At 59.8% G+C, this 26767-nt stretch carries 23 protein-coding genes; 16 read left to right on the plus strand and 7 right to left on the minus strand.

Going from position 1 to position 26767, the window contains the following annotated elements:
* Positions 1–132 precede the first annotated feature (132 nt).
* Positions 133–915, plus strand: a complete 783-nt coding sequence (locus AC1D35_RS23135) for a response regulator transcription factor (RefSeq protein ID WP_113298043.1) — start codon at positions 133–135, stop codon at positions 913–915.
* Between the two features lie 4 nt (positions 916–919).
* Here the strand turns inward: AC1D35_RS23135 and AC1D35_RS23140 are convergent, their stop codons facing one another.
* Positions 920–1177, minus strand: coding sequence for a hypothetical protein (locus tag AC1D35_RS23140; protein ID WP_477855361.1), 258 nt, complete (start codon positions 1175–1177; stop codon positions 920–922).
* 541 nt (positions 1178–1718) lie between these two features.
* Here AC1D35_RS23140 and AC1D35_RS23145 point away from each other — a divergent pair.
* From AC1D35_RS23145 to AC1D35_RS23165, 5 genes are read left to right on the plus strand one after another with little or no spacing between them, the layout of a single operon-like run.
* Positions 1719–2741 carry a UDP-glucuronic acid decarboxylase family protein gene (locus AC1D35_RS23145; RefSeq protein WP_113307147.1) on the plus strand — a complete coding sequence of 341 codons (1023 nt, stop codon included), beginning with the start codon at positions 1719–1721 and terminating at the stop codon, positions 2739–2741.
* 1 nt (position 2742) lies between these two features.
* Positions 2743–3726: a UDP-glucose 4-epimerase GalE gene (gene galE, locus AC1D35_RS23150; protein ID WP_113307148.1), complete on the plus strand. Its 984-nt coding sequence runs from the start codon at positions 2743–2745 to the stop codon at positions 3724–3726.
* On the plus strand, positions 3723–5606 hold the full coding sequence (locus tag AC1D35_RS23155) for a glycosyltransferase family 2 protein (protein WP_477940212.1): 1884 nt from the start codon (positions 3723–3725) through the stop codon (positions 5604–5606). The genes galE and AC1D35_RS23155 overlap by 4 nt, the downstream gene beginning before the upstream one ends.
* Before the next feature lie 12 nt (positions 5607–5618).
* Positions 5619–6122 (plus strand): DUF995 domain-containing protein, encoded by a 504-nt coding sequence (locus AC1D35_RS23160; RefSeq protein ID WP_113307149.1) that lies wholly within the window; start codon positions 5619–5621, stop codon positions 6120–6122.
* Between the two features lie 22 nt (positions 6123–6144).
* Entirely contained in the window at positions 6145–7104 is a 960-nt protein-coding gene (locus tag AC1D35_RS23165) for a glycosyl hydrolase (protein WP_113307150.1), read from the plus strand.
* A 66-nt stretch (positions 7105–7170) separates the two neighbouring features.
* On the opposite strand, the gene AC1D35_RS23170 is transcribed toward AC1D35_RS23165, so the two are convergent.
* Positions 7171–8454: an ABC transporter substrate-binding protein gene (locus tag AC1D35_RS23170; protein WP_113298574.1), complete on the minus strand. Its 1284-nt coding sequence runs from the start codon at positions 8452–8454 to the stop codon at positions 7171–7173.
* 158 nt (positions 8455–8612) lie between these two features.
* Between AC1D35_RS23170 and AC1D35_RS23175 the strand changes: the two genes are divergently transcribed.
* Genes AC1D35_RS23175 through AC1D35_RS23185 form a run of 3 tightly spaced genes read left to right on the plus strand, consistent with a single transcriptional unit; the run spans position 8613 to position 12514 of the window.
* Positions 8613–9641 carry a LacI family DNA-binding transcriptional regulator gene (locus tag AC1D35_RS23175; RefSeq protein WP_113307151.1) on the plus strand — a complete coding sequence of 343 codons (1029 nt, stop codon included), beginning with the start codon at positions 8613–8615 and terminating at the stop codon, positions 9639–9641.
* 9 nt (positions 9642–9650) lie between these two features.
* The gene (locus tag AC1D35_RS23180) at positions 9651–11507 is read left to right on the plus strand and encodes a DUF2264 domain-containing protein (RefSeq protein WP_113307152.1); all 1857 of its coding nucleotides are present in this window, start codon (positions 9651–9653) and stop codon (positions 11505–11507) included.
* Complete coding sequence (locus tag AC1D35_RS23185; RefSeq protein ID WP_113307153.1) at positions 11504–12514, plus strand: hydroxyacid dehydrogenase; 1011 nt, start codon at positions 11504–11506, stop codon at positions 12512–12514. The genes AC1D35_RS23180 and AC1D35_RS23185 overlap by 4 nt, the downstream gene beginning before the upstream one ends.
* 6 nt (positions 12515–12520) lie before the next feature.
* On the opposite strand, the gene AC1D35_RS23190 is transcribed toward AC1D35_RS23185, so the two are convergent.
* From AC1D35_RS23190 to AC1D35_RS23210, 5 genes are all read right to left on the minus strand, one after another.
* On the minus strand, positions 12521–13795 hold the full coding sequence (locus AC1D35_RS23190) for a Gfo/Idh/MocA family protein (protein WP_113298051.1): 1275 nt from the start codon (positions 13793–13795) through the stop codon (positions 12521–12523).
* Between the two features lie 46 nt (positions 13796–13841).
* Positions 13842–14672, minus strand: a complete 831-nt coding sequence (locus tag AC1D35_RS23195) for a sugar phosphate isomerase/epimerase family protein (RefSeq protein WP_113307154.1) — start codon at positions 14670–14672, stop codon at positions 13842–13844.
* A 30-nt stretch (positions 14673–14702) separates the two neighbouring features.
* Positions 14703–15866, minus strand: a complete 1164-nt coding sequence (locus AC1D35_RS23200) for a dihydrodipicolinate synthase family protein (protein ID WP_113307155.1) — start codon at positions 15864–15866, stop codon at positions 14703–14705.
* A 3-nt stretch (positions 15867–15869) separates the two neighbouring features.
* Entirely contained in the window at positions 15870–17018 is a 1149-nt protein-coding gene (locus AC1D35_RS23205; protein WP_477940217.1) for a Gfo/Idh/MocA family protein, read from the minus strand.
* 133 nt (positions 17019–17151) lie between these two features.
* Positions 17152–17826 (minus strand): TetR/AcrR family transcriptional regulator, encoded by a 675-nt coding sequence (locus AC1D35_RS23210; protein ID WP_113298055.1) that lies wholly within the window; start codon positions 17824–17826, stop codon positions 17152–17154.
* A gap of 208 nt (positions 17827–18034) precedes the next feature.
* Here AC1D35_RS23210 and AC1D35_RS23215 point away from each other — a divergent pair, with 208 nt between their 5' ends.
* The 7 genes from AC1D35_RS23215 (at position 18035) to AC1D35_RS23245 (ending at position 26765) form a co-directional block, all read left to right on the plus strand.
* A complete protein-coding gene (locus AC1D35_RS23215; RefSeq protein ID WP_113307157.1) occupies positions 18035–19321 on the plus strand; it encodes an ABC transporter substrate-binding protein in 1287 nt (428 codons plus the stop codon).
* 6 nt (positions 19322–19327) lie between these two features.
* Positions 19328–20287, plus strand: coding sequence for a carbohydrate ABC transporter permease (locus tag AC1D35_RS23220; RefSeq protein ID WP_162748416.1), 960 nt, complete (start codon positions 19328–19330; stop codon positions 20285–20287).
* 1 nt (position 20288) lies between these two features.
* The gene (locus tag AC1D35_RS23225; protein WP_018114858.1) at positions 20289–21167 is read left to right on the plus strand and encodes a carbohydrate ABC transporter permease; all 879 of its coding nucleotides are present in this window, start codon (positions 20289–20291) and stop codon (positions 21165–21167) included.
* A 36-nt stretch (positions 21168–21203) separates the two neighbouring features.
* Positions 21204–22277 carry a Gfo/Idh/MocA family protein gene (locus AC1D35_RS23230; protein ID WP_113307158.1) on the plus strand — a complete coding sequence of 358 codons (1074 nt, stop codon included), beginning with the start codon at positions 21204–21206 and terminating at the stop codon, positions 22275–22277.
* 16 nt (positions 22278–22293) lie between these two features.
* Positions 22294–23370, plus strand: a complete 1077-nt coding sequence (locus AC1D35_RS23235; RefSeq protein WP_113298058.1) for a sn-glycerol-3-phosphate ABC transporter ATP-binding protein UgpC — start codon at positions 22294–22296, stop codon at positions 23368–23370.
* A 68-nt stretch (positions 23371–23438) separates the two neighbouring features.
* Positions 23439–24314, plus strand: coding sequence for a choline kinase family protein (locus AC1D35_RS23240; RefSeq protein ID WP_113298059.1), 876 nt, complete (start codon positions 23439–23441; stop codon positions 24312–24314).
* A complete protein-coding gene (locus AC1D35_RS23245; RefSeq protein ID WP_477940223.1) occupies positions 24315–26765 on the plus strand; it encodes a GcvT family protein in 2451 nt (816 codons plus the stop codon). It begins immediately after the preceding gene.
* The last annotated feature ends 2 nt before the right edge of the window (positions 26766–26767 follow it).

Raw genomic sequence — 26767 nt, forward strand, 5'->3', positions numbered from 1 at the left:
TTAAGAAATGCCTAAAAGATAAGGCGGCCACATGCCTAGGGGCAATGTTCGTCGGCATGTAATACCCGCCATCGCGCCAATGGGAGTAGAAGCTCCGTGTTTGAGTATAGTGTAGCGCTAGGGGAGGCGTATATGTTCATGGTTGGGTCGGAAGTAGGAGATTCGGATCAGGCAAGAAGACTGGGTCCGAATGGAGAAACAGTCCTGGTAATCGCCAAGGCGGACTTGTTCTCCGAGTGCATGGTTGAGGCACTGGCGAAGAAATTCCCGAATTTCGATGTTGTAAGCGTACCGAGCGCGCAGTCCATATCCGAGAAGGATATTCACGACATGCGGCTTGTCCTGTTCTATCATGTCGCCGGCGCCGAGTTGCATGATGCGATGCAGACCGTTCGTGAAAACCGTCCGGATGCATCGATAGGCCTCGTCGTCGAAGCTATCGACATGATGGAGCCCTATATCAGTCGCCTCGTCGAGGCGCGCGTCATCGATGGCGTCCTGCCGCTCAATCTGCGTCTGGATGTCTTCATGGCGGCGATCGATCTGCTGATGAAGGGCGGGGAGCATTTTCCATCCGCGCTTCTCGGTCGTTTGTCCAACCGGGCGACGGCACAGCTCGAGCCCTCGCTGTACCAGACGAAGTCGGTCGACGCGGCGCGCGCCAATGCGCTGAAGCTTCGCCGCAACAGCATGGCGACTCTGACCACGCGCGAGGTGCAGATTCTCGACCTCATCTGCAAGGGCACCCAGAACAAGATCATCGCTGACAAGCTTCACCTGTCCGAAAACACGGTGAAGGTCCATGTTCGCAATATCTATAAGAAGATGAATGTGAGAAATCGCACGGAAGCGGCCTCACGTTTCTTCAACGATACTTCGGACAACGGCGATCTCTCCGGCAAGTGGCCGCACTAGGTCATCAATCCATCCGGGACGAGCGGGCAAAGCAGCGCGATTTCTGGCCGAAACCGCTCGGCGAGCAGATGTAAGGGGCAGAGCCGGGATAGACCGCGGCGCCGACACTAGTCGGGGCGGTCTTCGCTCCGGCAGCATAGGCGAAGTCCTTCGCGGCATGTGGCACACTTGCCACCACGACATTCTTCTCCGTGCTTCCTACGATCGCCGTGTCGACGACCGCACATGACAGCGGTCCGACGGCCGAGAAAACAATGGTCACAGCCAAAGCCAGAGAGCTGAAACTGCATGTCGCTCTGCCATGCATGCGATCACGAGCCTTCATTGAAGGACCCCCTCTATCATCAGGGCAGTAGCGACGCGCCCCTGCACACCCAGTGTCTGGCCACTCCTTATATTAGCTTCATTGATTGAAGCTGGAGCGGCCGGACGGAAAGCGACCGCATCGACCTGAAAATCGGAATCGATTTTTCGGAAGGCCCGATGCGTAGATTCAACGAGTTGGAGCGTTCTTTGTGCGTCCGAATGAACGCACGGCGCTCTAAATACCTTAATCCTTAAGAGGGATTAATCAAGCGAATTCGGGCATTTAATACTGTAGCTATTTAGAATTGCGCCCGTGTTTTGAAGTTGACCTTCAATAATATTCTCTTATCGTTTTAGACGCTTATACAATTGTCCGAAGAATAACCAAGTTTGTTATTCCATCGATGCTACTTTATGTTGAGGCTATCGAAGCGGATGAGGGAGAGCTGAAAGTATAGAAGGGTCTAAAGACCCCACGACATGGGAAGGAGTTTGTAGTGCGTAGTTTCATTCCCACCGAAGGCCATTCAGAATCTGTACCCTCATCGCCACGACAGCGGTCAAAAACCGTGCTGGTCAACGGAGGCGCTGGTTTTCTGGGTTCCCACCTTTGCACGCGGCTTCTCGAGCGCGGCCATCAGGTCATCTGTCTCGACAATTTCTACACGGGCCGCCGCGCCAATATCGAGCCTCTGCTGCGGCATTCCCGTTTCCGGCTTCTGGAACATGATGTTCGCCAGCCCTACGATGTCGAAGCTTCCGTCATCTTCAACTTCGCTTCGCCGGCATCGCCGCCGGATTATCAGCGCGATCCCGTCGGCACCTTGCTGACCAACGTGCTTGGAGCCGTCAATACGCTGGATGCGGCACGCCGCGGCGGTGCAACGGTCGTCCAGTCCTCGACCTCGGAAGTCTACGGGGATCCGCATCAGAGTCCGCAGCGCGAAACCTATTTCGGCAACGTCAACCCGATCGGCCCGCGCGGCTGCTACGACGAGGGCAAGCGGTCTGCCGAAACCCTGTTCTTCGATTATCACCGAAAGTATGGCGTCGATATCAAGGTTGGCCGGATCTTCAATACCTACGGCCCGCGAATGCGCCCGGATGACGGACGGGTCGTGTCCAACTTCATCGTCCAGGCGCTCTCCAACACCGACATAACGATTTATGGTGATGGTCGGCAGACCCGTTCCTTCTGCTATGTCGACGATCTCGTCGATGGTTTTCTGCGTTTCGCCGATACCGATCCGAGCTGCGTCGGCCCGATCAATCTTGGCAACCCGGCGGAGATCACCGTGCGGGATCTTGCCGAAATCGTTCTCGATCTGACCAATTCACACTCGCGCATCATTTACCTGCCGGCCGTCGCGGATGATCCGCAGCAGCGTCGGCCGGATATTTCCCGAGCCAGGGAAGAGCTGAACTGGTGGCCGACGACGGAGCTGAAGACCGGGCTGAAGCGCACGATAGCCTATTTCGATGCACTGCTGACCCGCAAGGAAGTGGCGGAGGCCGTATGAGATGCCCCGCTACATCCTGGTTACAGGTGGCGCCGGCTTCATCGGCAGCCACATTTGCAAGGCGCTTGCGCGCGCCGGCATGGTTCCGGTCACCTACGACAATTTTTCAACCGGACACATCGATTGTGTCCGGTGGGGGCCGCTGATCCGGGCGGATATCGCCGATGGCGCAAGGCTGCGGCAGGTCATGGCGGAGTATTCGCCGGATTGTGTCATCCATTGCGGTGGCAATGCCTATGTCGGTGAATCCGTCGAAAAGCCAAGCCTCTATTATCGCAACAATGTCGTCGGCAGCTTGTCGCTGTTGGACGCCTGCCTCGATTGCAATATCGACAGAATCGTCTTTTCCAGCAGCTGCGCGACCTACGGCATCCCGGAGATGCTGCCGATCGGCGAGAAAACGCCGCAACACCCGGTCAATCCCTATGGTCGGACCAAGCTGATCTTTGAGATGGCTCTGGAGGATTATGCGGCCGCCTATGGCATTCGCTTCGCCGCGCTTCGTTACTTCAACGCTGCCGGCGCCGATCCGGAGGGTCAGCTTGCCGAGCGGCACTATCCTGAAACCCATCTGATCCCGCGCGCCCTTCTTGCCGCCAGCGGCCGTATCGACAGCCTCGATATTTTCGGCACCGACTATGAGACCGAAGACGGCACCTGCGTCAGGGATTACATCCATGTCAGCGATCTCGCCGCGGCGCATCTTGCTGCCGTTCGCCATCTCCTGGTTGACGGCGACTCCTTGAGCGTCAATCTCGGCTCCGGCCGCGGCACATCGATCGGCGAGATTCTCAATGCCGTCAAACGAAAGACAGGCCACAGGGTGCCGGTCCGTTGTCAGCCGCGCCGCGCCGGCGATCCGCCTGCGCTTTTCGCCGATACGAAAAGGGCTCGCCTGGAACTGGACTTCATGCCGGCGCTTTCGGATATCGATACGATCATCCGCACGGCCGGCCCGACTTTCGGACTGGAGGTGATCGCATGAGCACCAGAGCCGGAATCGACCGTACGCATCAGTCTTCAGCCTCCAAATCCGGGATGTTCGAGCCCGTCTTTACCGGCTGGAATCGAGCTGCCTATGGTATTGGCATAGTTTTCTGGCTGGCGGCGCTCGGTTATTTCTGGCTCTGGTGGGCTCAGCCCACTCATATCGTTTCATGGCCGGCATTCCTGCTCGTCACCCTCATCCTTGCCTGGGTCACCCTGATACCGGCCTATTTCATCCTGATCTTCCTGGATGCAAGGCAGGTCAAATCGTCCGGCGACCTGCCGAAGGGCCGCGTCGCCATGGTGGTCACCAAGGCTCCATCAGAACCTTTCTCCGTCCTGCGCAAGACGCTTGTTGCGATGCTCGATCAGAAGGGCGTCGAATTCGATATCTGGCTCGCCGACGAAGACCCTTCCGAGGAGACCAAGAGGTGGTGCGGGCAGCATGGCGTCATGATCTCCACCCGCAAGGGCGTGAACGAATATCATCGCCCCATCTGGCCGCGCCGCACGCGCTGCAAGGAAGGCAATCTTGCCTATTTTTATGATCGCTTCGGCTATGAGCGCTATGATTTCGTCGCCCAGTTCGATGCCGATCATGTGCCGACGCCGACCTATCTTCGCGAAGTCCTGCGGCCCTTTTGCGATCCCGAAGTCGGCTATGTCTCCGCACCTAGCATTTGCGATGCCAACGCGGCGGAAAGCTGGGCTGCCCGCGGCAGGCTTTACGCCGAAGCAAGCCTGCATGGTTCGCTGCAGGCAGGTTATAACAATGGTTGGGCGCCGCTCTGCATCGGTTCCCATTATGCCGTCCGCACGGCTGCCCTGCGAGAGATCGGTGGGCTCGGCCCCGAACTTGCGGAAGACCATTCGACCACGCTGATGATGAATGCCGGCGGCTGGCGCGGGGTCCATGCGGTCAATGCTATTGCCCATGGCGACGGGCCGGCGACCTTTACCGATCTGGTGGTTCAGGAGTTCCAGTGGTCGCGCAGCCTGGTCACTATTTTTCTGAAATATTCCCGCAGGCATGTCGCCCGCCTGCCGTTGAAGCTGAAGTTCCAGTTTGTGTTTTCGCAACTCTGGTATCCGCTCTTTTCGACCTTCATGGCCGCGATGTTCCTGCTGCCGGTCGCAGCTCTGCTCACGGGTCATGTCTTCGTCAATGTCACCTACCCGGAATTTCTGCTGCATTCGTTGCCGCTTTCGACCTTGCTGACGGCATTCGCCATATTCTGGCGCGCGTCAGGCACATTCCGGCCATACGATGCGAAACTCTTCGGCTGGGAAGGGGTGGTCTTCGTCCTCCTGCGCTGGCCCTGGTCGCTTGCCGGTAGCCTCGCTGCCGCGCGCGATCATATGAGCGGCTCCTTCGTGGATTTCCGCATCACCCCGAAGGGTGATCAGGGACAACGCAAACTACCGGCGCGCATCATCGCACCTTACATCGCGCTGACAGGCATCTGCGCTGCCGCCATGGCTTTTGCCGTCGACGGCGACAGGGCACGGGGCTTCCAGATCTTCGCGGCGATCAATCTGCTGATCTACGTGTCGCTCGCAATTCTGATTGTCGCCCGCCACGCCATCGAGAACAACCAGCCGCTCTTGCCGCAGTCGCAGGGGCTCAGGCTTGCCGCCGCCGGTGGTCTCGTTGCCTGCCTTGTCGGCGGCGCACAGCTTGGCAATCATGGGCTGAACGCCCTTGAAGCGCTTTCGCACGGCCAGCCCTTCGTTACCTTCACCCAGTCACAATTTGCCGTGGCGGGTGCGGGGCTTGGCGGCGGCAAAACCAGGATCGTGAAATTCCGTCTCAAATGGCACGGCCTTGCCGAAGCCGACCGCACGGGAAGGGGTATTTGGGAGAGCAGAAATGCGTGAGGAGGGTAAAAAATGAGCATGGCAACACGATTGACGGGAGGAGCGCTGGCTCTGTGCCTCGGCCTTGTCTTCCCGATGAGCGCACTCGCAGTGGAACAGAAAAAAGCACCGGCGCCGCTTAACGCCGGCGAGCTCTACGCGATCTACGCCGACAGGACCTGGACCTGGGATACCGGTGGTGGCCGTTTCATCGGCGAGGGCAGGCGTTTCGTCGCCTGGGTCAACGATGGCGGCAAGCAGTCTTTCGCCGAAGGCCGCTGGTTCGTCGACGATTTCGGTCAGATGTGCATGCGGGCTACCTGGACCAATAATGAGGGGGCGGCACGTGCCAGTACCTGCTTCGGCCACCGCAAGATCGGCGACACGATCTATCAGCGGCGTCAGCCGAACGGGGACTGGTACGTGTTCCGGCACGCTTCCGCAAAACCCGACGATGAGTTCCGGAAGCTGGTTCCGGCAGATACGGTGAGCCTGAAAGCCAAGGAGCTGAAACAGGTTCTTGCGACCGGCAAATAGCCGGAGGGCGGAGGATAGGATCATGAAAACCCCGGCGAAGAGAATTTCGACTGCAGCGATAGCAATGCTGCTGGTTGGAGTTGCCGATCTTTCGCATCGAAGCGAGGCGCAGAACGCCACCGCCGTCATGAATGCGGGTGCGCAGACGATCACCGACAAGCGGCCCACTATTCACGCCGATGGTATCAAGTTCGGTGCCTACGATCCGCATGGCGATTTCGGCGCGCAGCAGAGCGTAACGACGGAGCACCTGTTCCTTCCGTGGGAAGACGTCGATCTCGAAACGCTGCGCTTGGCGGATGCCTATGCGCTGGCGAGAGGTCGCAACCTGCTGATCACGGTGGAACCCTGGTCGTGGGATGTGGGCTGGCGGCTGACCTCGACGGAGCTTCGCGCAAAGCTGCTCCGCGGCGATTTCGATGCGAACATGCGCGCGATTGCCAAAATGATCGCCGAGTTGAAGAGCCCGGTTATCGTCCGTTGGGGGCAGGAAATGGAAGACAAATCCGGCCGCTTTTCCTGGTCCGGCTGGAATCCTCCGGACTATATCGCTGCCTACAGGCGCATGATGGATATCGTGCGGCAAGAAGCGCCCGGTACGAGGCTCATGTGGTCGCCCAAGGGAGAGCCCGGCCTCAATGCCTACTACCCCGGCGACACCTACGTGGATTTCGTGGGTCTCTCGGTCTTCGGACTGGAGGCCTACGACAAGATCGCTCACAACGGCCCGCGAACCTTCACCGAGGCATTGAAGCCTGGCTACGACCTTGTCGCCTTGTATCACAAGCCCATCTGGGTTGCCGAGCTCGGCTATGAGGGCGGTGACGTCTACATCAAGCCGTGGATGGAGACCGCGACGATGAAACAGAGCGACTTTCCTGAGCTTCAGGAGGTCGTCTATTTCAATGACCGCGAGGTGCACGCCTGGCCGTTCAATCTCGGCAGACCCAACTGGCGCGTTATAGAGGATGCGAGCAACTGAGCCGGTATAATCCAAAAGAAAGGCCCGCCGGTGGCGGGCCTTCTCGCGCGTTCATATGGGCTATGATTAGCCCTTGATGGTGGCCTTGCCGGTTTCGACAAGCTGCTGCGCGGCATCGGCAACCGTGATGCGCTCGAAAGCGAGTTCGTCGCAGGTCGGGCGAAGGACGCGCTGGTCGAATTCGGTGGAACCCATTGGTGCCGGCCGGGGATAGTCACCAACCTGGTCCTTGAGCAGGTTGATGTATTTGACGGTTTCCTGCTCCGTCGGGTTGAGCTGCGGCAGAATGGCTTCCCGCACCACCGGCGACATTGGCACGCCGCGCTCCACGCCGAGGATCTTGCCGGCTTCCGGATCGTTGACGAAGAAGCTGATGAATTTTGCAGCTGCCTCGCCCTGCTTCGTCGTGGCACCGACGCTCCAGATCAATCCCGGACGATAATAATGACCCGACGGACCACCCTTCTTCTCGCGTGGCAGCATGGCGATGCCGAGCTTGTTCTTGATGATCAGCTGGTAGCCGACCATCTGGTTGGAATAGGCCATGCTGATGGCCGATTTGCCGAGGGTGAGGCAGTTCGTGTCGATATTGTTCTGGTCCAGTGTCTGCACGTCGGCAGCAACGGTGCCGCCGGCCTTGCGCAGCTTCTCCCAGTAATCGAACCATTCCTTGGCGTCATCGACCGTGAAGCCGAGGGTTGGGCTTTCCTTGTCATAGAGGCTCTTGCCACGCTGGCGCAGCCAGGCGTCGAAGACATAGGTGTAACGTGCCGCGTAGGGGCCGCTCTTGCTGGAGGATTTGCCGAGCTCTACGGCGAGCTTGGCATACTCATCCCAGGTGAGATCGGGTGTCGGCAGCGGAATGCCGGCCTTTTCGAATTCCACGGTGTCGTAGAACATCGCGAAGGAGTTGAGGCCGAGGCCCACGCCATAGAGCTTGCCGTCGACGGTTGTCAGTTTCAGCATGTCTGCGCCGAAGCTATCGACCTTCAGCGTCGAAGGCACGAACTCATCGAGCGCCAGGCAGGCGCCGCGCTTGGAATAGTCCGAGATCGTGCCCGGCTCAAGCTGGAAGACGTCGGCGATCGCGCGACCGGCCATTTGCGTTGCGAGTTTCGTCCAGTAGCCATCACCGGCCAGCGATTCACCGACGATGCTGACGCCCGGCGTCTTCGACTGGTAGAGCTTGGCGACATCGAGCGTGCGTTTGGCGCGGTCGTTCGAGCCCCACCACATGGCGCGGAGCGAAGCATCCTCGGCGAATGCGGGGATCGAGCTGCCGGCGCCGAAGGCGAGGCCGGCCGCGGCGCCTGCGGTTCCCATCAAGAATGAACGGCGATTGACCTGCATGATTTCCTCCTGTGTCTGATGCCCGGTGCCATCCTCCAATGGTCTTTCCAGGCGTTCCGGCGGCTAGAGTACGCAAAAAATTTCTCTTTGCAAGAAATTATGATTATCTTGCAAATTTGCGTAATTTGCATAATATTTGCCGCATGAATGAAATCAGAATGAATGAGAGCAAGACCAGGCGGCCGCGCCAGGCCGATATTGCCAGCCTGGCTGGCGTGTCCGTTTCAACGGTCTCGCGGGTGCTCGCCAATGAGCCCGGCATCAGCGAAAGTGTGCGCCGGCATATTTTGAAAGTCGCTGCCGAACACGGCTATCCGGTGAAGGTCACGTCGGAAAATGTTGCCGGCGGGCTTGCCCTGATTGCGAGCGATGGGGCGACGGGCGGTCTGAGCGTCTTCTACGAGTCCATTGTGGAAGGCCTCCGCGCCGGTGCGGCCGAAGCCGGCATGCCCTTTGAGGTGCGTCTCGTGCGGGAGGACCGCACCACGCCCGACGTGGTCAGCGAATATATGCAGACGGCTGAAGCCGAAGGGCTTTTCCTCGTCGGCATCGATCCTAGTGATACGTTACGGGCGTGGCTGGAAGAGACCGGAATGCCCACCGTTCTCGTCAACGGCACCGATCCGCGACTGCGCCTCGACGGCGTTTCACCTTCCAATTTCTTCGGCGCTTACGAGGCGACGAGTCGGCTAACGAAAGCCGGCCATCGCCGCATCCTGCATCTGACCGGCTCGCACCGCCACACGATCCGCGAACGCGTGCGCGGCTTCGAAGCGGCCATTGCCGCGGTTCCCGGGGCCGAGGGTCGCCTCGTTCCATTGACCTTCCAGGGCAGCGCCAGCCGCGAGGCACATGAGCGAACGGTCGCAATGCTCGCGGAGGATCCGGGTTATACGGCGGCCTTTTGCATGAATGATTTCATCGCCGTCGGCGTGCTGGAAGCCGTCACGGAAGCGGGCCTTCGGGTTCCCGAGGATTTTGCGATTGTCGGCTTCGATGATCTTCCCTGCGCCGTCATGACCAATCCCCGGCTTTCCACCATGCGCGTCGACCGCGCAGCGCTTGGCCGCGAGGCCGTTTCCCTGATGATGTCCCGCTACCGCGACAGGACTGCTCCCGCCCGGCACATCTGCCAGGCGGTCATTCCTGTCGTTGGGGGCACCGTTCCCAATACCGACAAGCTGTGAGTGATGCCGATGACCTATGATCCCGCCAGCGCCAACCCGCTTGCAGGCAATCCGCTGAAGACGCGGTCTGATATGATCCGCGCCGTCAACGATCTCTTCGATCCGCTGCTTCCCTTCTTCTCGGATGGCAATGCTCGCGTCCGGCTCGACGGCGCCGGCGCTCATTTCGACCGGGCCGCTGCCGATCTCGAAGGTTTTGCGCGGCCGCTCTGGGGGCTTGCGCCGCTCGGCGCCGGCAAGAATGATTTCGCCCATTGGCACCGCTTTGCCGAGGGTCTCGCGAATGGCTGCGATCCGTCCCATCCGGAATATTGGGGTACGGTCAACGCTCGCGACCAGCGTATGGTGGAACTGGCAGCCCTCGGTTTTGCATTGGCGCTGGTGCCAGAGAAGATCTGGGAGCCGCTCGACAAACGCGCCCGCGGGAACATCGTCGCTTACTTCAAGCATGTCCGGCAGTTCGACTATGCCGACAACAACTGGAAATTCTTCCGCATCTTCGTAGATATTGCCCTCGACCGCCTCGGCGCCGATTTCGACCGTAGCCTGACGAAGCAATATCTCGAAGAGCTGGAAGGCTTCTACATCGGCGACGGCTGGTATCGCGACGGCAATATTCGCCGTATCGACCACTACATTCCCTTTGCCATGCATTTCTATGGCCTGATCTATTCCAAGCTGGTCGACGATGAATACGCCAAGCGCTACCGCGAGCGCGCCGTCCTGTTCGCCAAGGATTTCCGTCACTGGTTTGCGCCTGACGGCGCCACCATTCCCTTCGGCCGCAGCCTGACCTATCGTTTCGCATGCGCAGGGTTCTGGTCGGCGCTCGCCTTTGCCGATCTGGAGGCGCTGCCCTGGGGAGAGATCAAACATCTCTGCCTCGAGCATCTGCGCTGGTGGCGGGACAAGCCGATTGCCAGCCACGACGGCGTGCTCTCCATCGGCTTCGGCTATCCGAACCTCCTGATGTCGGAGAGCTATAATTCCGCCGGCTCTCCCTACTGGGCCTTCAAGGCATTCCTGCCGCTTGCCATTGCCGAGGATCACCCTTTCTGGACGGCAGAAGAAAAGGCGCCTGAGCAAGCCCCCGAGGTCGTTCCGCAGCGTCATCCGGGCATGGTGCTCATGCGCGCCGGCGATGATGTCGTGGCGCTGTCTTCCGGCCAGGAGAACCTGCAGATGCGGTTTGGCACGGAGAAATACGCAAAATTCGCCTATTCTGCCCGCTATGGGTTTAGCGTCGAGGCCGACGAGCGAGCCTTCGCACTTGGCGCCTTCGATTCCGCGCTCGCCTTCAGTGATGACGGCCTGCATTACCGCGTCCGCGAAACCAATGAAGAAGCGAAGATCGCCGGCAACATCCTTTACTCCAGATGGTCGGCTTTCAGGGACGTGAAGGTCGAAACCTGGCTCGTGCCATCGGCCCCGTGGCATATCCGCGTTCACCGCATCACAACACCACGCCCGCTGCAGACGGCAGAAGGCGGCTTCGCGATTGCCAAGCGCGATCTCGATGCAGACACGCTTTCGGGGACCGAAGGCTCTGCTCATGCGATCGGCGAAATGGATTTCACCGGCATCGTTGACCTCGGTTCTTCGATCAAGCGAAACGGCCTTGTCCAGAAGGCACTGCCGAATACCAACTTGATCGTTTCCAAGACGCTCGTGCCTCAACTCCGTGGTGAGATTCCGGCGGGCGAAACGGTTCTGGTCACGGCCGTATTGGCGTTGAACGATCCGGCTGCCGTATCGGGGGCATGGACCACGCCGCCGAAAGCGCCTGATATCGCCACCCTTCAAAAGCTGGTCAGCGAAAAGGGCATCACTGTCAGCGCCATCGAAGCGCCGGGACATATGCGATGAACCGTCCTGCCATCGTCCTCGCCATGCAGCCTTCCCGCACGGAGCATGTGCTGCCCGAGGAGGTTCTTCGCCGGCTGGATGGTATTGGGCGCCTGCTTGATGCCGAACCGCTCCAGCGCTTCGATGACGAGCGGGCGAAACGGCTGCTTTCCGAGGCGGAAATCCTGATCACGGGATGGGGCGCGCCCTATGTCGGCCGTGAGGTTCTGGCCCTTGCCCCGAAATTGAAACTTGTCGTTCATGCGGCTGGGACGGTAAAAGGCCTTATCGATGCCGAGATTTTCGATGCCGGCATCGCCGTCAGCCACGCGGCTGAGGCCAATGCCGCACCGGTCGCCGAATTTACGCTCGCCGCTATCATCTTTGCCGGCAAACATGTCTTCCGCTTCCGTGACCTCTATGTCGGTGATCGCAATCGCGACCGTACGCATCCGATGCAGAGCCAGGCTATCGGCAATTATCGCCGCACGGTCGGCATCATCGGCGCTTCGCGCATCGGCCGCCGCGTGATCGATCTGCTGATGCCCTTCGACTATCAGGTGCTGCTGTTCGATCCGACCGTCGATCCGGACCAGGCACGTGCCATGGGCACCCGGAAGGTCGAACTCGACGATCTCCTGCGCCAGTCGGATATCGTCTCCATTCACGCCCCGTCGCTACCCTCCACCCGGCATATGATCGATGCCGCAAAGCTGGTGCTGATGAAGGATGGGGCAACACTGATCAATACCGCGCGTGGCGTGCTGATCGATGAGGATGCCTTGCTTGATGTGCTGAAAACCGGACGAATCGACGCCATCATCGATGTGACCGATCCCGAGATACCGGGACCGGAATCGGCGTTTTACGATCTGCCGAATGTCTTCCTGACGCCGCATATTGCTGGCGCAGTCGGCCTGGAGCGCACCCGCCTCGGTGAAATGGCGGCAGACGAAGCTGAACGCTTCATCCAGGGCGAACCCCTGCTTTACCGGCTCACCCTCGAAAGTCTCGAAAACATCGCCTGAGGCGTCTTATGACGCCTTCAGCGAGTTGGGCGAGCCGTCATTGGCAAGTTCCGGCATAAGGTCGGAAATATTGACGACTTTGCCAGTGCGCGAGCTTGTCAGGGCCGCGATGCCGCAAAGCACGGACATGGCGCCGGCGCGCGTGCCGGCCCGCTGCGCGAGCTTGTCTTGCATGTCGGGCTTGAAGATCATGTTGCGCATTCGGTCGTCGCCGCCGTAATGGCCGCCGGAGAAATGCGGCACTGTGATGCGCTCCACCGCCTCCTTGCCATGCGGGAAGTTGCGGATCAGCAGGATCGTATCCTCCCGCGGCTCCTCCCAGGGCTGCGCCTCATACTGGCGGATCTCGATGCGGCCCTTGGTGCCGTTGAAGGCCAGGTGGTGTCCCTCGATCGGCTGGAACGTGTTCAGCGAATAGGAGACGTGGACATTGTTTCGGTAGCGGAGCGAAACGACCATCGTATCGGGAATGTCGATATCTTCACGGAAGACACAGCCGTCGCGGAAATAGCCATCGATCTTCGAGGGGTCCTCATAGAGCGTATCGAGGAAGGGATCCTTTTCGAGATCGAGATAGTAGTCGCATTCCTGCGTATGCGGACAGAGCTTGCAGCGCGGGCCGCGGAAAGGCCCCTTGCGGCCGTAATTCTGCAGGTCGGCAAAAGAGGTCACGGCATCAGGATCGCTGTCGAGATACCAGTTCAGAAGGTCGAAATGATGTGTCGCCTTATGAACGAAGAGGCTGCCGGAATTTTCCGTATAGGCATGCCAGCGGCGGAAATAATCGGCGCCATGCTTGGTGTTGAGATACCAGTGGAAATCGACTGAGGTGACGCGGCCGATCTCCCCCGAATTCAAGAGTTCCTTGATCTTGGCGGCCGTCGGCGCATAGCGATAGTTGAATGAGACGTCGACCCGGCGGCCAGTGCGCTTTTCGGCATCCAGAATCCGGCGAATCTTTTCCACCGAAGTGGTCATCGGCTTTTCGGTGATGACGTCGATGCCCGATTCCAAGGCACGCACGACGATGTCGTCATGCGTATGGTCGGGCGTGCAGACGATGACCAGATCCGGCTTTTGCTCTGTCAGCATCGAATCGATGTTTTCGTAGAGCGGCGCATTACTGCCGATCATGGTGCGGGCACGCTCGCCGCGCAGCGAATTCGTCTCGACGATTGCGGTCAGGTCGACATGCTCGCGCCAGCCCGCCAAGAGATCCTTGCCCCACATCGTGGTGCCGCGGTTACCGGTGCCGATCAGGGCAAAACGGCGTTTCTCCATCGAATGATTCCTCCTTCATACGTGATGAAACGATTGGACTTTAAAATTAAACCTGGCAGCAGTTCCTGAAGCGCTCGACGCAGGTGGCAATCACCTCGTCGGCAGGGCGCTTCCACCAATTCTCAGCCGAGAAGATTTCAACCTCCTGCGCGCCGAAGAAGCCGGCAGCCTCCACCATCCGTCTTATGCCTTTGAGATCGATGACGCCATCGCCCATCATGCCGCGGTCAAGCAGCATGTCCTTGGTCGGCACCAGCCAGTCGCAGATGTGATGGGCAAAGATACGCTTCAAGCGTCCGGCGCGGGCAATCTGATTGGTAAGATCGGGATCCCACCAGACGTGATAGACATCGACGGCGACGCCGACATCCTCGCCGAGCTCTTCGCACATATCAAGCGCCTGGCCGAGCGTATTCACGCAGGCACGATCGGCGGCATACATCGGATGCAACGGCTCGATGGCGAGCTTCACACCGGCAGCCTGCGCATGCGGCAGCACGGCGGCAATGCCGTCGAACACCATCTGACGGGCCGCGACGATATCCTTTGAGCTGCCTGGCAATCCGCCGACGACGAGCACCAGGCAATCAGCAGAAAACGCTGCCGTCTCATCGATGGCGCGCCTGTTGTCGTCGAGGTTCTTCTGCCAGTCGGCATCGTTTGCGGCCGGAAAGAAGCCGCCACGGCAGAGCCCCGTCAGCTTGATACCGTTCGACTTGACGATCCTCACCGCCTCGTCGAGGCCTGCCTTGGCAACCTGATCGCGCCACGGCGCGATCGAAGTGATGCCGTGTTTCAGGCAGATATCGACGGCTTCGGCAAAGCCGCATTGCTCGCGGATCGTCGCAAGGTTGATCGAAAGTCCCTCGACCTGCATGTCATTCCCCTCCCATTGCCGTGCCGGTGATCAGTGAACGCCGTTGATGGCAAGCACCTGTTTCATGCGCGCGGTTGCGAGTTCCGGATCGGCAAGAACCCGAGCCTTGTCGGCCAGGCGGAAAAGCTCCGACAGATGTGTCAGGGAACGCGTGCTCTGCTGGCCGCCGATCATCGTGAAATGATCCTGCAACCCATTGAGATAGGCGAGGAAAACGACACCGGTCTTGTAGAAACGGGTGGGCGCCTTGAAGATATGGCGCGACAGCGGAACGGTCGGCTCGAGCAGGTCGAAGAACTCGTGGTTACTCTTGCGGCCGAGTGCGTCGAGCGCAGCGGAAGCTGCCGGCGCGATGGCGTCGAAGATGCCGAGCAGTGCATCCGAATGGCCCTGCTCGTCGCCGGCGATCAGTTCGGCGTAGTTGAAGTCGTCGCCGGTATACATGCGCACGCTCTTCGGCAGTTGCCGGCGCATCGTCACTTCCTTCTCCTTCGACAGGAGCGAGATCTTGATGCCATCGACCTTCGTTGCATTGGCTTCGATCACCTGCAGGCAGGTTTCCATTGCCTTCAGATGGTCGCCATTGCCCCAGTATCCGGCAAGCGCCGGGTCGAACATTTCGCCGAGCCAGTGGATGACGACAGGTTCCTTTACCTGGCGAAGGATCCGGTCATAGACCTTGACATAGTCGTCGGGCCCCTTGGCGGCGGCGGCAAGCGCGCGGCTTGCCATCAGGATGATCCGACCACCGGCGGCTTCCACCGTCTCGATCTGCTCTTCGTAAGCCCTGATGATCGTGTCGATTGTCACGTCGGGGCCAGGTGCCAGATGGTCGGTGCCGGCGCCACAGGCAATCAGCGCGTCCTTGCGGCCGGCCGCTTCGGCAAGCGCGCGACGGATCAGCTCGCGGGCTTCCGGCCAGCCGAGGCCCATGCCGCGCTGGGCCGTATCCATCGCTTCGGCGACGCCAAGGCCGAGATCCCACAGGCGATGGCGGAAAGCGAGTGTCCGTTCCCAGTCGATCGCCGGCGTCAGCCACGGATCATTGTCGGCAAGTGGATCGGCCACCACATGAGCGGCGGCGAAAGCGATGCGCGGGAAGCTCTTGGCGTCCCGCTTCTTAAGCTCGATCGGCGCACCGGTCAGCGTATAAGGAGCGATCTTGCCGTCGAGGGGAAGATTGATCGTCGTCACGGCTTAGAACTCCAGCGTGGGAACATCGAGCCAGCGGCGCTCGGCCCAGGATTTCAGGCCGAGTTCGGCAAGCTGCACGCCCTTGGCGCCGGCTTCCAGGCCGTAGGGCCACGGAGCATCCTCGACGACGTGGCGAATGAACATTTCCCACTGCGCCTTGAAGCCGTTGTCGAAGGCCTGCGTATCCGRCACTTCGTCCCAGGTCTTGTAGAAGTCGATCGTCTGCGGCTGGTCCGGGTTCCAGACCGGCTTCGGCGTATTGACGCGATGTTGGCTCCAGCATTTCGTCAGGCCGGCAACGGCAGAACCATGCGTGCCGTCGACCTGGAAGGTCACGAGATCGTCGCGGCGAACGCGAACCGCCCAGGACGAGTTGATCTGCGCGATCGCGCCGCCTTCCAGCTCGAAAGTCGCATAGGCTGCATCGTCGGTGTCGCAGTCGTAGGGCTTGCCCTGTTCGTCGATACGGCTTGGAATATGCGTAGCGCCCAGGCAGGAAACGGACTTCACTTCGCCGAAGAGATTGTCGAGCACATAGCGCCAGTGGCACAGCATATCGAGGATGATGCCGCCGCCATCGGCCTTGCGGTAATTCCAGGAGGGGCGCTGGGCCGGAACGCCCCAGTCACCTTCGAAGACCCAGTAGCCGAATTCGCCGCGCACGGAGAGGATCTTGCCGAAGAAGCCTGAATCGCGCAGCAGCGCCAGCTTGCGCAGGCCTGGCAGGAAGAGCTTGTCCTGCACCACGCCATGTTTCAGACCGGAGGCGCGCGCCTTGCGGGCGAGGTCGAGCGCCACCTGCAGGTCATCGGAAATCGGCTTTTCGCAGTAGACATGCTTGCCGGCGTCGAGCGCCTTCGACAGCAGCTCGGCGCGCATCAGCGTCGTGCCGGCATCAAAGAAGACGGTATCGTCGGGATTGGCAAGCGCGGCGTCGATGTCCGTCGACCAGCGCTTGATGTTATGCTTCTTGGCAAGCTCCTCCATCTTCGCGCCGTTGCGGCCGACGATAATGGGGTCGATTTCCAGTTTTTCGCCCGATTTCAGCGTGATGCCGCCCTGATCGCGAAAGGCAAGGATCGAACGAACGAGGTGCTGATTATAGCCCATACGGCCGGTGACGCCGTGCAAAATGATCCCCAAGCGTGCCATTTGTTCTCTCCCTGCGAGCTCTTCCGCGTCGGGAGTGGGCAGTCAGCCCGGCCCTCCCGTGCCGGTAACTAAACAGTTACTTGATGGCAGAAGTGGAATATTGCTGTCAATAGCCATTTCGGTTTTTTGAAAATCAGCGCTTTATCGAGGCGAGCGTGACGTGGACTATTTGCTGTTCCCAGGCGTCGAGATTGGCTGACGTCATGATGTCCCGACCGAAGATCGTCGAAAGCGTATACTGATTGGAGAGATAGAAATAACCGAGCGAGGCAATTGTCAGATAGACATGCAGCGGATCGGCGCTCTCGATGAAGACACCGGCCTTCTTGCCTTCTTCCAGCACCTGCGAAAGTTCGCCGATCAGATGCGAATGCAGCTCCTTGAGCCGAACGGATTGGCGCAGCCAGCGTGCGCGGTGCAGGTTTTCCGTGCCAAGCAGGCTTAGAAACTCCGGATGCTGCAGGAAGTAGCGCCAGGTAAAGAGCGCAAGCTCTCCAATGCCTTCCTCCGGGCTGCGGGTGCCGATATTCAGCGCTCGCTCGGCGGTGCGGATGCCGACATAGGCCTCCTCGAGAACGCGCAGATAGAGCTGCTCCTTGTCGCCGAAATAGTGGTAAAGCATCCGCTTGTTGGTGCCGGCCCGCTCGGCGATGGCATCGACACGTGCTCCCCCCATGCCGTTTTCGGCAAATTCCCGCGTAGCGGCTTCCAGAATGGCCGCGCGGGTGCGCTCCGGATCGCGTTGGGCGGTGCGCTCGGTGGATGGGCGCCTGATTTTCTTTTTTGCGCTCTCCCCGGTGTCGTTCATTGGATTCCCCCTATTTTCCCCATGTTGCGCTCATATGGCTAAAGCGGGACAATGTAAAAACTCAAATTGGCAGGCGCAACCGGACCACCAACACCGCTTGACAGCCCGGAGGCTTTGAACATAACTTGTAACCAATTAGTTATTTGTTGCAAGATAGCTAATTCGGAAGCGTGTGGAGGCGCTTCTTGTTGGGAGGAGGAAAACCAATATGACTTTTCGTGTAAACAGACGTAATTTCATGGCGGGCGGAGCCACGCTCCTTTCGCTGTCAGCGCTCGGAAACAGCGCTTTTGCGCAGGAAAACCGCCTGCGCCTCATATGGTGGGGCTCTCAGCCGCGCGCTGACCGCACCAACAAGGTCTCGGACCTTTTCAAAGCCAAGAATAGCGGCGTTTCGATTACCGGCGAATTCCTCGGATGGGCCGATTACTGGCCGCGCCTTGCCACGCAGGTGGCTGGCCGCAACGCGCCCGACATCATCCAGATGGATTATCGCTACATCGTCGAATACGCTCGGCGCGGCGCGCTTGCCCCGCTGGAATCCTATATGCCATCGAAACTGCAGATCGATGATTTCGATCCGGCACAGATCGAAGGCGGCAAGGTCGACGGCCACTTTTACGGCGTCAGCCTTGGTGCAAATTCGGCAGCGACAGTCATCAATACCGTCGCCTTCCAGGAAGCCGGCATCGACGTACCAACCAACAAGACGACTTGGGAAGAATTCGGCAAGATCGGTGCCGAAATCACCAAGGCCGGCAAGCGCAAGGGCTATTTCGGCTTTGCCGATGGCAGCGGCGGCGAGCCGCTCTTGGAAAACTACCTGCGCCAGCGCGGCAAGGCGCTGTATACGGCCGATTCGAAGATCGCTTTCGGTGCCGAGGATGCTTCCGAATGGTTCGACATGTGGGCCAAGTTCCGTGAAGCTAAAGCCTGCGTAACGCCCGACATTCAGGCGCTCTACAAGGATACGATCGACACCAGCCCGCTGACCGTCGGCAAGGCTGCCTGCGACTACGCCCACTCCAACCAGTTCGTTGGCTATCAGGCGATGGTCAAGGACAAGCTGATGCTCAGCAACTACATGAGGATCAAGCCGGACTCGAAGGGCGGCCACTACCGCAAGCCTTCGATGTTCTTCTCGGTCTCCGCCCAGTCGAAGGTGATCGATCAGGCTGTCGACTACGTCAACTTTTTCGTCAAGAACCCTGATGCTGCCAAGATTCTCGATGTCGAACGGGGCATTCCGGAATCGAAGGCGATGCGTGACGTCGTTGCCGGCACGCTCGATGAAACCGGCAAGGTCCCGCTCGAATATGTCAGCGGTCTTGGCGATCTCGCAGGCCCGCTTCCGCCCCCGCCGCCGACCGGCGCTGGTGAAGGCCAGGTCGTGTTGCGCACCATCTCTGAACAGGTCGCTTTCGGCCAGCTTACTCCGGCCGATGCCGGCAAGCAGCTCGTGGACGAAATCACGCGACTTCTCGCGCGGGGTTGATCTTATATGACAAATGCGATGCGCACGTCCGCAGGGACGGTAACTGTTGAAAGATATCAGGGAGTACGGGCTGACGGACGCTTCCGGCGGCTGTGGAATGCCAATGCTCCCGGCTATCTCTTTCTGCTCCCCTGGCTGGTAGGTTTCTTCGGCCTGACGCTCGGCCCGGCCCTGATCTCGCTCTATCTCTCCTTCACCGACTTCGACATGTTGAGGGCGCCTGGATGGGTAGGAGCGGCAAATTACGTGCGCATCGCCACGGCCGATCCGAAATTCGCCTCGGCCATGACCGTCACGCTGACTTACGTCGTGCTGTCGGTTCCTTTCAAGCTCACCTTTGCACTGCTCGTCGCACTCGCACTGAACCGGGGCATCCGCGGGCTGCCGGTCTACCGTGCGATCTTCTACCTTCCGTCGCTTCTCGGCGGCAGCGTGGCGATTGCTGTGTTGTGGCGCCAGCTTTTTGCAAGCGACGGCCTCGTCAATGCTGCACTCTCTCATTTTGGCATCGTCGGCCCGAGCTGGATCTCGCATCCGAGCTATTCGATCTACACGCTGGTCGCGCTCTCCGTCTGGCAGTTCGGTTCGCCGATGATTATCTTCCTTGCCGGCCTGCGGCAGGTCCCGCAGGATATGTATGAGGCCGCCAGCCTCGACGGCGCCTCGAAATTCCGCCAGTTCTACAAGATCACCCTGCCGCTTCTGACACCGGTGATCTTCTTCAACGCCGTCGTCCAGACGATCGATGCCTTCAAGGCCTTCACGCCAGCCTTCATCATCTCCGGCGGCACAGGCGGCCCGATCAATTCGACGCTGTTCTACACGCTCTATCTCTATCAGGAAGCCTTCGGCAATTTCCGCATGGGCTATGCCTCGGCACTCGCCTGGATCCTCGTGGTGATCATTGCAATTTTCACCGCCTTCTCCTTCCTGACCTCGCGCTACTGGGTGCATTACGATGACTGAGATGACCGCTTCCGTCACTGCGGCCAGGCCGCCATCTGACATCACCAAGCGCAGCCTGCCGGCAACGCTCGTCATCCATGCGCTGCTGATCGCCGCCTCTCTGCTGATGCTCTATCCGCTGCTATGGATGGTATCGGCGTCGGTCAGGCCGGAGAACGAGATCTTCTCCTCGACCTCGCTCATCCCGTCGTCGGTCGATTTCTCCTCCTATGTGCGCGGCTGGACCGGCCTCGACATTAGCTTCGGCCGTTTCTTCTGGAATTCGCTCGTCATCTCGCTGCTGGTCGTGGCAGGCAATGTCATTGCCTGTTCGCTGACGGCTTTCGCCTTCGCGCGGCTACGTTTTGCCGGCCGGAATTTCTGGTTCGCGATCATGCTCGGCACGCTGATGATCCCCTATCACGTGACGCTGATCCCGCAATATGTGCTCTTCCTCGACCTCGGCTGGGTCAACACCATCCTGCCGCTGGTCGTGCCAAAGTTCCTGGCCAGCGACGCCTTCTTCATCTTCCTCATGGTGCAGTTCTTCCGGGGCATCCCGCGCGAACTCGATGAAGCCGCGATGATGGACGGCTGCAGTGCCTGGCGCATCTACTGGAAGATCATGCTGCCGCTGTCGCTGCCGGTTCTGGCCACGGCCGCCATCTTCTCCTTCATCTGGACCTGGGACGATTTCTTCGGTCCGCTGATCTACCTCAACGACATGAACACCTACACGATCCAGCTCGGCCTGCGCACCTTCGTGGACTCCACCAGCGCATCCGATTGGGGCGGACTGTTTGCCATGTCGACTCTGACACTCGTGCCCGTGTTCTTCTTCTTCCTGTTCTTCCAGCGCCTGCTGATCGAGGGCATCGCCACGACCGGTATGAAGCGTTGATGGATCGGACAGGAAAGCCAGACAGGAAAGAATGACATGAGCATCAAGACAGTCGCGATCATCGGCTGCGGTATCGGCCGCTCCCACATCGTCGAGGGTTATCTGCCGCATCCGGACAAGTTCAAGGTCGCAGCGATCTGCGACCTGAACGAGGAGCGCCTGAAGTCGATCGGCGACGAATTCGGCATCGAACGGCGCACCACCTCCTTCGCTGAGCTGCTCGCCGACGACAGTATCGACATCATCGATATCTGCACGCCCCCCGGTATCCACAAGGAGCAGGTCATCGCGGCCTTGGCTGCCGGCAAGCACGTCGTCTGCGAAAAGCCGCTTACCGGCTCGCTCGCCGGCGCCGACGAAATCATCGAGGCCGAAAAGACCGCCAAGGGCACGCTGATGCCGATCTTTCAGTATCGGTATGGCGATGGCGTCGAAAAGGCCAAGCGCATCATCGATGCCGGTCTCGCCGGCAAGTTCTACATGGGTTCGGTCGAAACCTTCTGGCGCAGGAAGCCGGAATATTACGCCGTTCCCTGGCGCGGCAAATGGGCATCCGAACTCGGCGGCGTGCTCGTCACTCACGCGCTCCATCTGCATGACATGCTCTTTTATCTCGCCGGTCCCGCCACCCGTGTCTTCGGCCGTGTCGCGACCCGCGTCAACGAGATCGAGGTCGAAGATTGCGCCTCGGTCAGCCTGCAGATGCAGAATGGCGCCTTTGTTTCGCTCTCCTGCACGCTCGGCTCGCAGAACGAGATCAGTCGGCTGAGGCTGCACTTCGAGAACATCACCTTCGAAAGCAATCATGAAGCCTATGCGCCCGGCCAGGACCCCTGGCAGATCATCGCTGCCGATGACGAAGTACAGGCAAGGATTGATGCCGTCATCGCCGATTGGCAACCTGTGCCGCTCCGCTTCAATACGCAGATGCTGCGTTTCCATGATTACCTGATGGGCAAGGGGTCGCTTCCGGTGACGAGCGCCGATGCAAGGCGCGCGCTGGAACTGGTCACGGCCATCTATCAATCCTCCGATAGCGGCGCCGATGTCGCCTTGCCGATCGGTCCAGACAGCCCGAAATACGCCGACTGGCGTGCAAGAACCAAATAAGAGGGGATTTCGGAACATGGCAACGAGTGTCGTTCTTCAGAAGGTCGAGAAGCGTTACGGCCAGCTGGATGTCATCCACGGCATCGACCTGACGATCGAGCCCGGTGAATTCGCCGTTTTCGTCGGCCCTTCGGGTTGCGGCAAGTCCACGCTGCTGCGCATGATCGCCGGTCTCGAGGAGATTTCCGGCGGTGCGCTGATCCTGGACAACGAACGGATGAACGAGGTGGCGCCGGCAAAGCGCGGCATTGCCATGGTCTTCCAGTCCTATGCGCTTTATCCGCATATGTCGGTCTATAAGAACCTTGCCTTCGGCCTGGAAACCGCGGGCTACAAGAAAGCCGAGATCGAGCCGAAAGTGCGCCGCGCCGCACAGATCCTGCAGATCGAGAAGCTKCTCGAACGCAAGCCGAAAGCGCTATCAGGCGGCCAGCGCCAGCGCGTTGCGATCGGCCGCGCCATCGTGCGCGAGCCGCGTATCTTCCTCTTCGACGAGCCGCTGTCCAACCTTGATGCCGAACTGCGAGTACAGATGCGCGTGGAGATTTCCCGCCTGCACCGCAGCCTTGGAAACACGATGATCTACGTCACCCACGACCAGGTGGAGGCCATGACTATGGCCGACAAGATCGTCGTGCTGAATTCAGGCCGCATCGAACAGGTCGGCGCCCCGCTCGATCTTTACAACAATCCTGCCAACCGCTTTGTCGCCGGCTTTATCGGCAGCCCGAAGATGAATTTTCTCAGCGCCAAAATCGAGCGCATTGGCGATGCCGGCTCGACCATCAATGTCTGCGGCAACTCCATCGAACTCGGCCGCCGGCTTGCAGGTCAGCCGGGCCAGGACGTCACCTTCGGCGTCCGGCCGGAACATCTCTCCCTGATGGAAGGCGGCACTGCCCTTTCGACCGTCAATGTCGATCTCGTCGAAAACCTCGGCGGCGCCACGATGCTGTACGCCACGACGCCGGACAACCAGCCGCTGACCATCGCGCTCGATGGCCAGCAGAAGGTCGAGCGCGGCACAAACGTGAAAGCCTCCTTCGATCCCGCCCGCTGTCACGTTTTCGACGCGAGTGGCAAGACGATCTGAAATGGCCGCAGCTTGACAGCTGATCCCTCTCAAGCCCATCATCCTTGAGGGCTACGAGGGGGATATGCGTGACGCCTGAAGAGAGGATTCATGCGCTTGGCATCTGGCAGGGCCCGATCGACATAGTCCCGATCACCGGCGGCCTCACCAACCGGAACTACCTGGTGAGAGATGGTGCGCTGCGGCGGGTCGTCCGCCTGGGCAACGATATTCCGGTCCATCATATCAACAGGCAGAACGAGCTTGCCGCAAGCCGCGCCGCACATGCGGCCGGCATCTCGCCTGCCGTTATCCATCACGTGCCGGGTGTGCTGGTTCTTGATTTCATCGACGCCGCGCCGCTATCGCCCGGCGATGTAAGCAAGCCGGAAACGCTTGCTCGTCTCATTCCGTTGATCCGCACCTGCCACTACGACATGGCCCGCCATTTTCGCGGTCAGGCGATGATCTTCTGGGTCTTCCACGTGATCCGCGACTATGTCGCAAACCTGAAGGCAGCAAACAGCATTTATGCGCCATTGCTGGATGGCTTGCTGGGGAAAGCTGAGTATCTCGAAGAAGCTGCGGGGCCTTTCGAGATCACCTTCGGTCATAACGACCTGCTCGCTGCCAATTTCCTGGATGATGGCAAACGGCTCTGGCTGATTGACTGGGACTATGCCGGCTTCAACACGCCGCTCTTCGATCTCGGTGGTCTCGCCTCCAACAGCGAGTTTTCCGGGGAGGCGGAGTGGCTCATGCTGGAGACCTATTTCGAGCGACCGCTGACGGATGATCTGCGCCGCCGCTACCAGGCTATGAAATGCGCCTCGCTGCTGCGCGAGACGCTTTGGAGCATGATTTCCGAAATCCATTCGGCCATCGATTTCGACTACGCAACCTATACGGCCGAAAATCTTAGCCGTTTTGAGCGCGCCTATCGGGCATTTGAACAGGATCATTGAATGACGAAGGAATTACCGAAGACGGCAAAGGCCGTGGTCATCGGCGGCGGCATCATCGGCTGCTCCACCGCCTATCATCTGGCAAAACTCGGCTGGACCGATACAGTGCTCCTGGAACGCAAGAAGCTGACATCAGGCACCACGTTCCACGCCGCGGGCCTCGTCGGCCAGTTGCGCACCAGCGCCAATATCACCCAGCTTCTCGGGTACTCCGTCGATCTCTACAAGAAGCTGGAAGCCGAGACAGGCCTCGGCACAGGCTGGAAGATGAATGGCGGCTTGCGGCTGGCCTGCAATCAGGAGCGTTGGACAGAGGTCAAACGCCAGGCGACGACTGCCCAATCCTTCGGCCTCGAAATGCATATCCTGAGCCCGCAGGAAGCTTTCGATCTGTGGCCACTGATGACAACAGACGATCTCGTTGGTGCTGCTTACTTGCCGACGGATGGCCAGGCCAATCCGTCTGACATCACACAAGCTCTCGCCAGGGGCGCCCGCATGGCTGGCGCGACGATCTTCGAGGATACCGAAGTTCTCGATCTCGAAATCGACAAGGGCAGGATCCGCGCCGTCATTACCGCGCAAGGCCGCATCGAATGCGAGCGCGTCGTGGTCTGCGCCGGCCAATGGACGCGCAGCTTCGCCAGCCGCTTCGGCGTCAACGTGCCGTTGGTGTCAGTCGAGCATCAATACATCATCACCGAATCCTTCGGCGTGCCCTCCAATCTGCCGACGCTGCGCGATCCCGATCGCCTGACCTACTACAAGGAGGAGGTCGGCGGCATCGTCATGGGCGGTTATGAGCCGAATCCGATTGGCTGGGCCCTGGACGGCATTCCTGAGGGTTTCCACTACACCCTCCTTGACAGTAATTTCGACCATTTCGAGCAGATCATGGAACAGGCGCTCGGCCGTGTGCCGGCGCTCGAAAATGCCGGCATCAAGCAGCTTCTGAACGGGCCGGAGAGTTTCACACCCGACGGCAATTTCATCCTCGGCGAGGCACCGGAATTGAAGAACTTCTTCGTCGGTGCCGGCTTCAATGCATTCGGCATCGCATCGGCCGGTGGTGCCGGTATGGCGCTCGCCGAATGGGTCACGAAGGGCGAGCCGCCCTATGATCTCTGGCCGGTCGATATCCGCCGCTTCGGCCGCCCGCACTTCGATACGGACTGGGTCCGCACCCGCACGCTCGAGGCCTATGGCAAACACTACACGCCGGCATTCCCCTTTGAGGAATATGCAAGCGGCCGCCCTTGCCGGAAGTCGCCGCTTTACGAGAGGCTGAAGGCGCAGGGCGCGTGCTTCGGCGAGAAACTTGGCTGGGAGCGGCCGAACTGGTTTGCCGATCTTTTCGCCAACGAAGAGCCCCGGGATATCTATACCTATGGCCGCCAGAACTGGTTCGATGCCGTCGGCCGCGAACACAAGGCGGTGCGCGAGGCGGCCGTCATTTTCGACCAGACCTCCTTTGCCAAATTCGTGCTGAAGGGCAGGGATGCCGAAGCGGCGCTGTCTTGGCTTGCCGCCAACGATGTTGCAAAGCCCGTCGGTTCGCTGATCTACACGCAGATGCTGAACGACAAGGGCGGCATCGAATGCGACCTCACCTGCGCCCGCATCGCCGAAAACGAATATTACATCGTCACAGGCACCGGTTTTGCCACGCATGATTTCGACTGGATCTCGCGCAACATCCCCGACGGTCTCCACGCCGAACTCGTTGACGTTACCTCCGCCTATACCGTGCTCTCGCTGATGGGGCCGAATTCCCGTTCCATTCTGGAGAAGGTCACGACCAGCGACGTCTCAAACGCCGCCTTCCCCTTCGGTCGCGTCAAGACTATCGGCATTGCCGGCTGCCCCGTCCGGGCGCTGCGCATCACTTATGTCGGCGAACTCGGTTACGAACTGCATGTGCCGATCGAGTATGCGACCACAGTCTATGACGCACTGATGGCGACGGACGGACAGTTCGGCCTCGTCAACGCTGGTTACCGCGCCATCGAGAGCTGCCGCCTGGAAAAGGGTTATCGCGCCTGGGGTTCCGACATCGGCCCCGATCACACGCCTGTTGAAGCTGGTCTCGGTTGGGCGGTGAAGACGCGGAAGAACATGCCCTTCAAGGGTCGTGAAGCGATCGAACGTCAGCTTGAAGGTGGCGTGAAGAAGATACTTGCCTGCTTCGTACCCGATGACCCTGATATCGTCCTGCTCGGACGTGAAACCATCTATCGCGACGACAAGCGCGTTGGCTGGCTCTCCAGCGGCGGCTTTGGCTACACCATCGGCAAGCCGATCGGTTACGGCTATGTCCGTAACCCTGACGGGGTGACGGAGGATTTCGTCCTGTCCGGCACTTATGAGCTGGATGTCGCCCGCAAACGGGTGCCCTGCAAGATCTCGTTGAAGCCGCTTTATGACCCCGAAATGAAACGGATAAAGGCTTAAAC

Source organism: Rhizobium sp. P1_E6 (assembly GCF_056405875.1).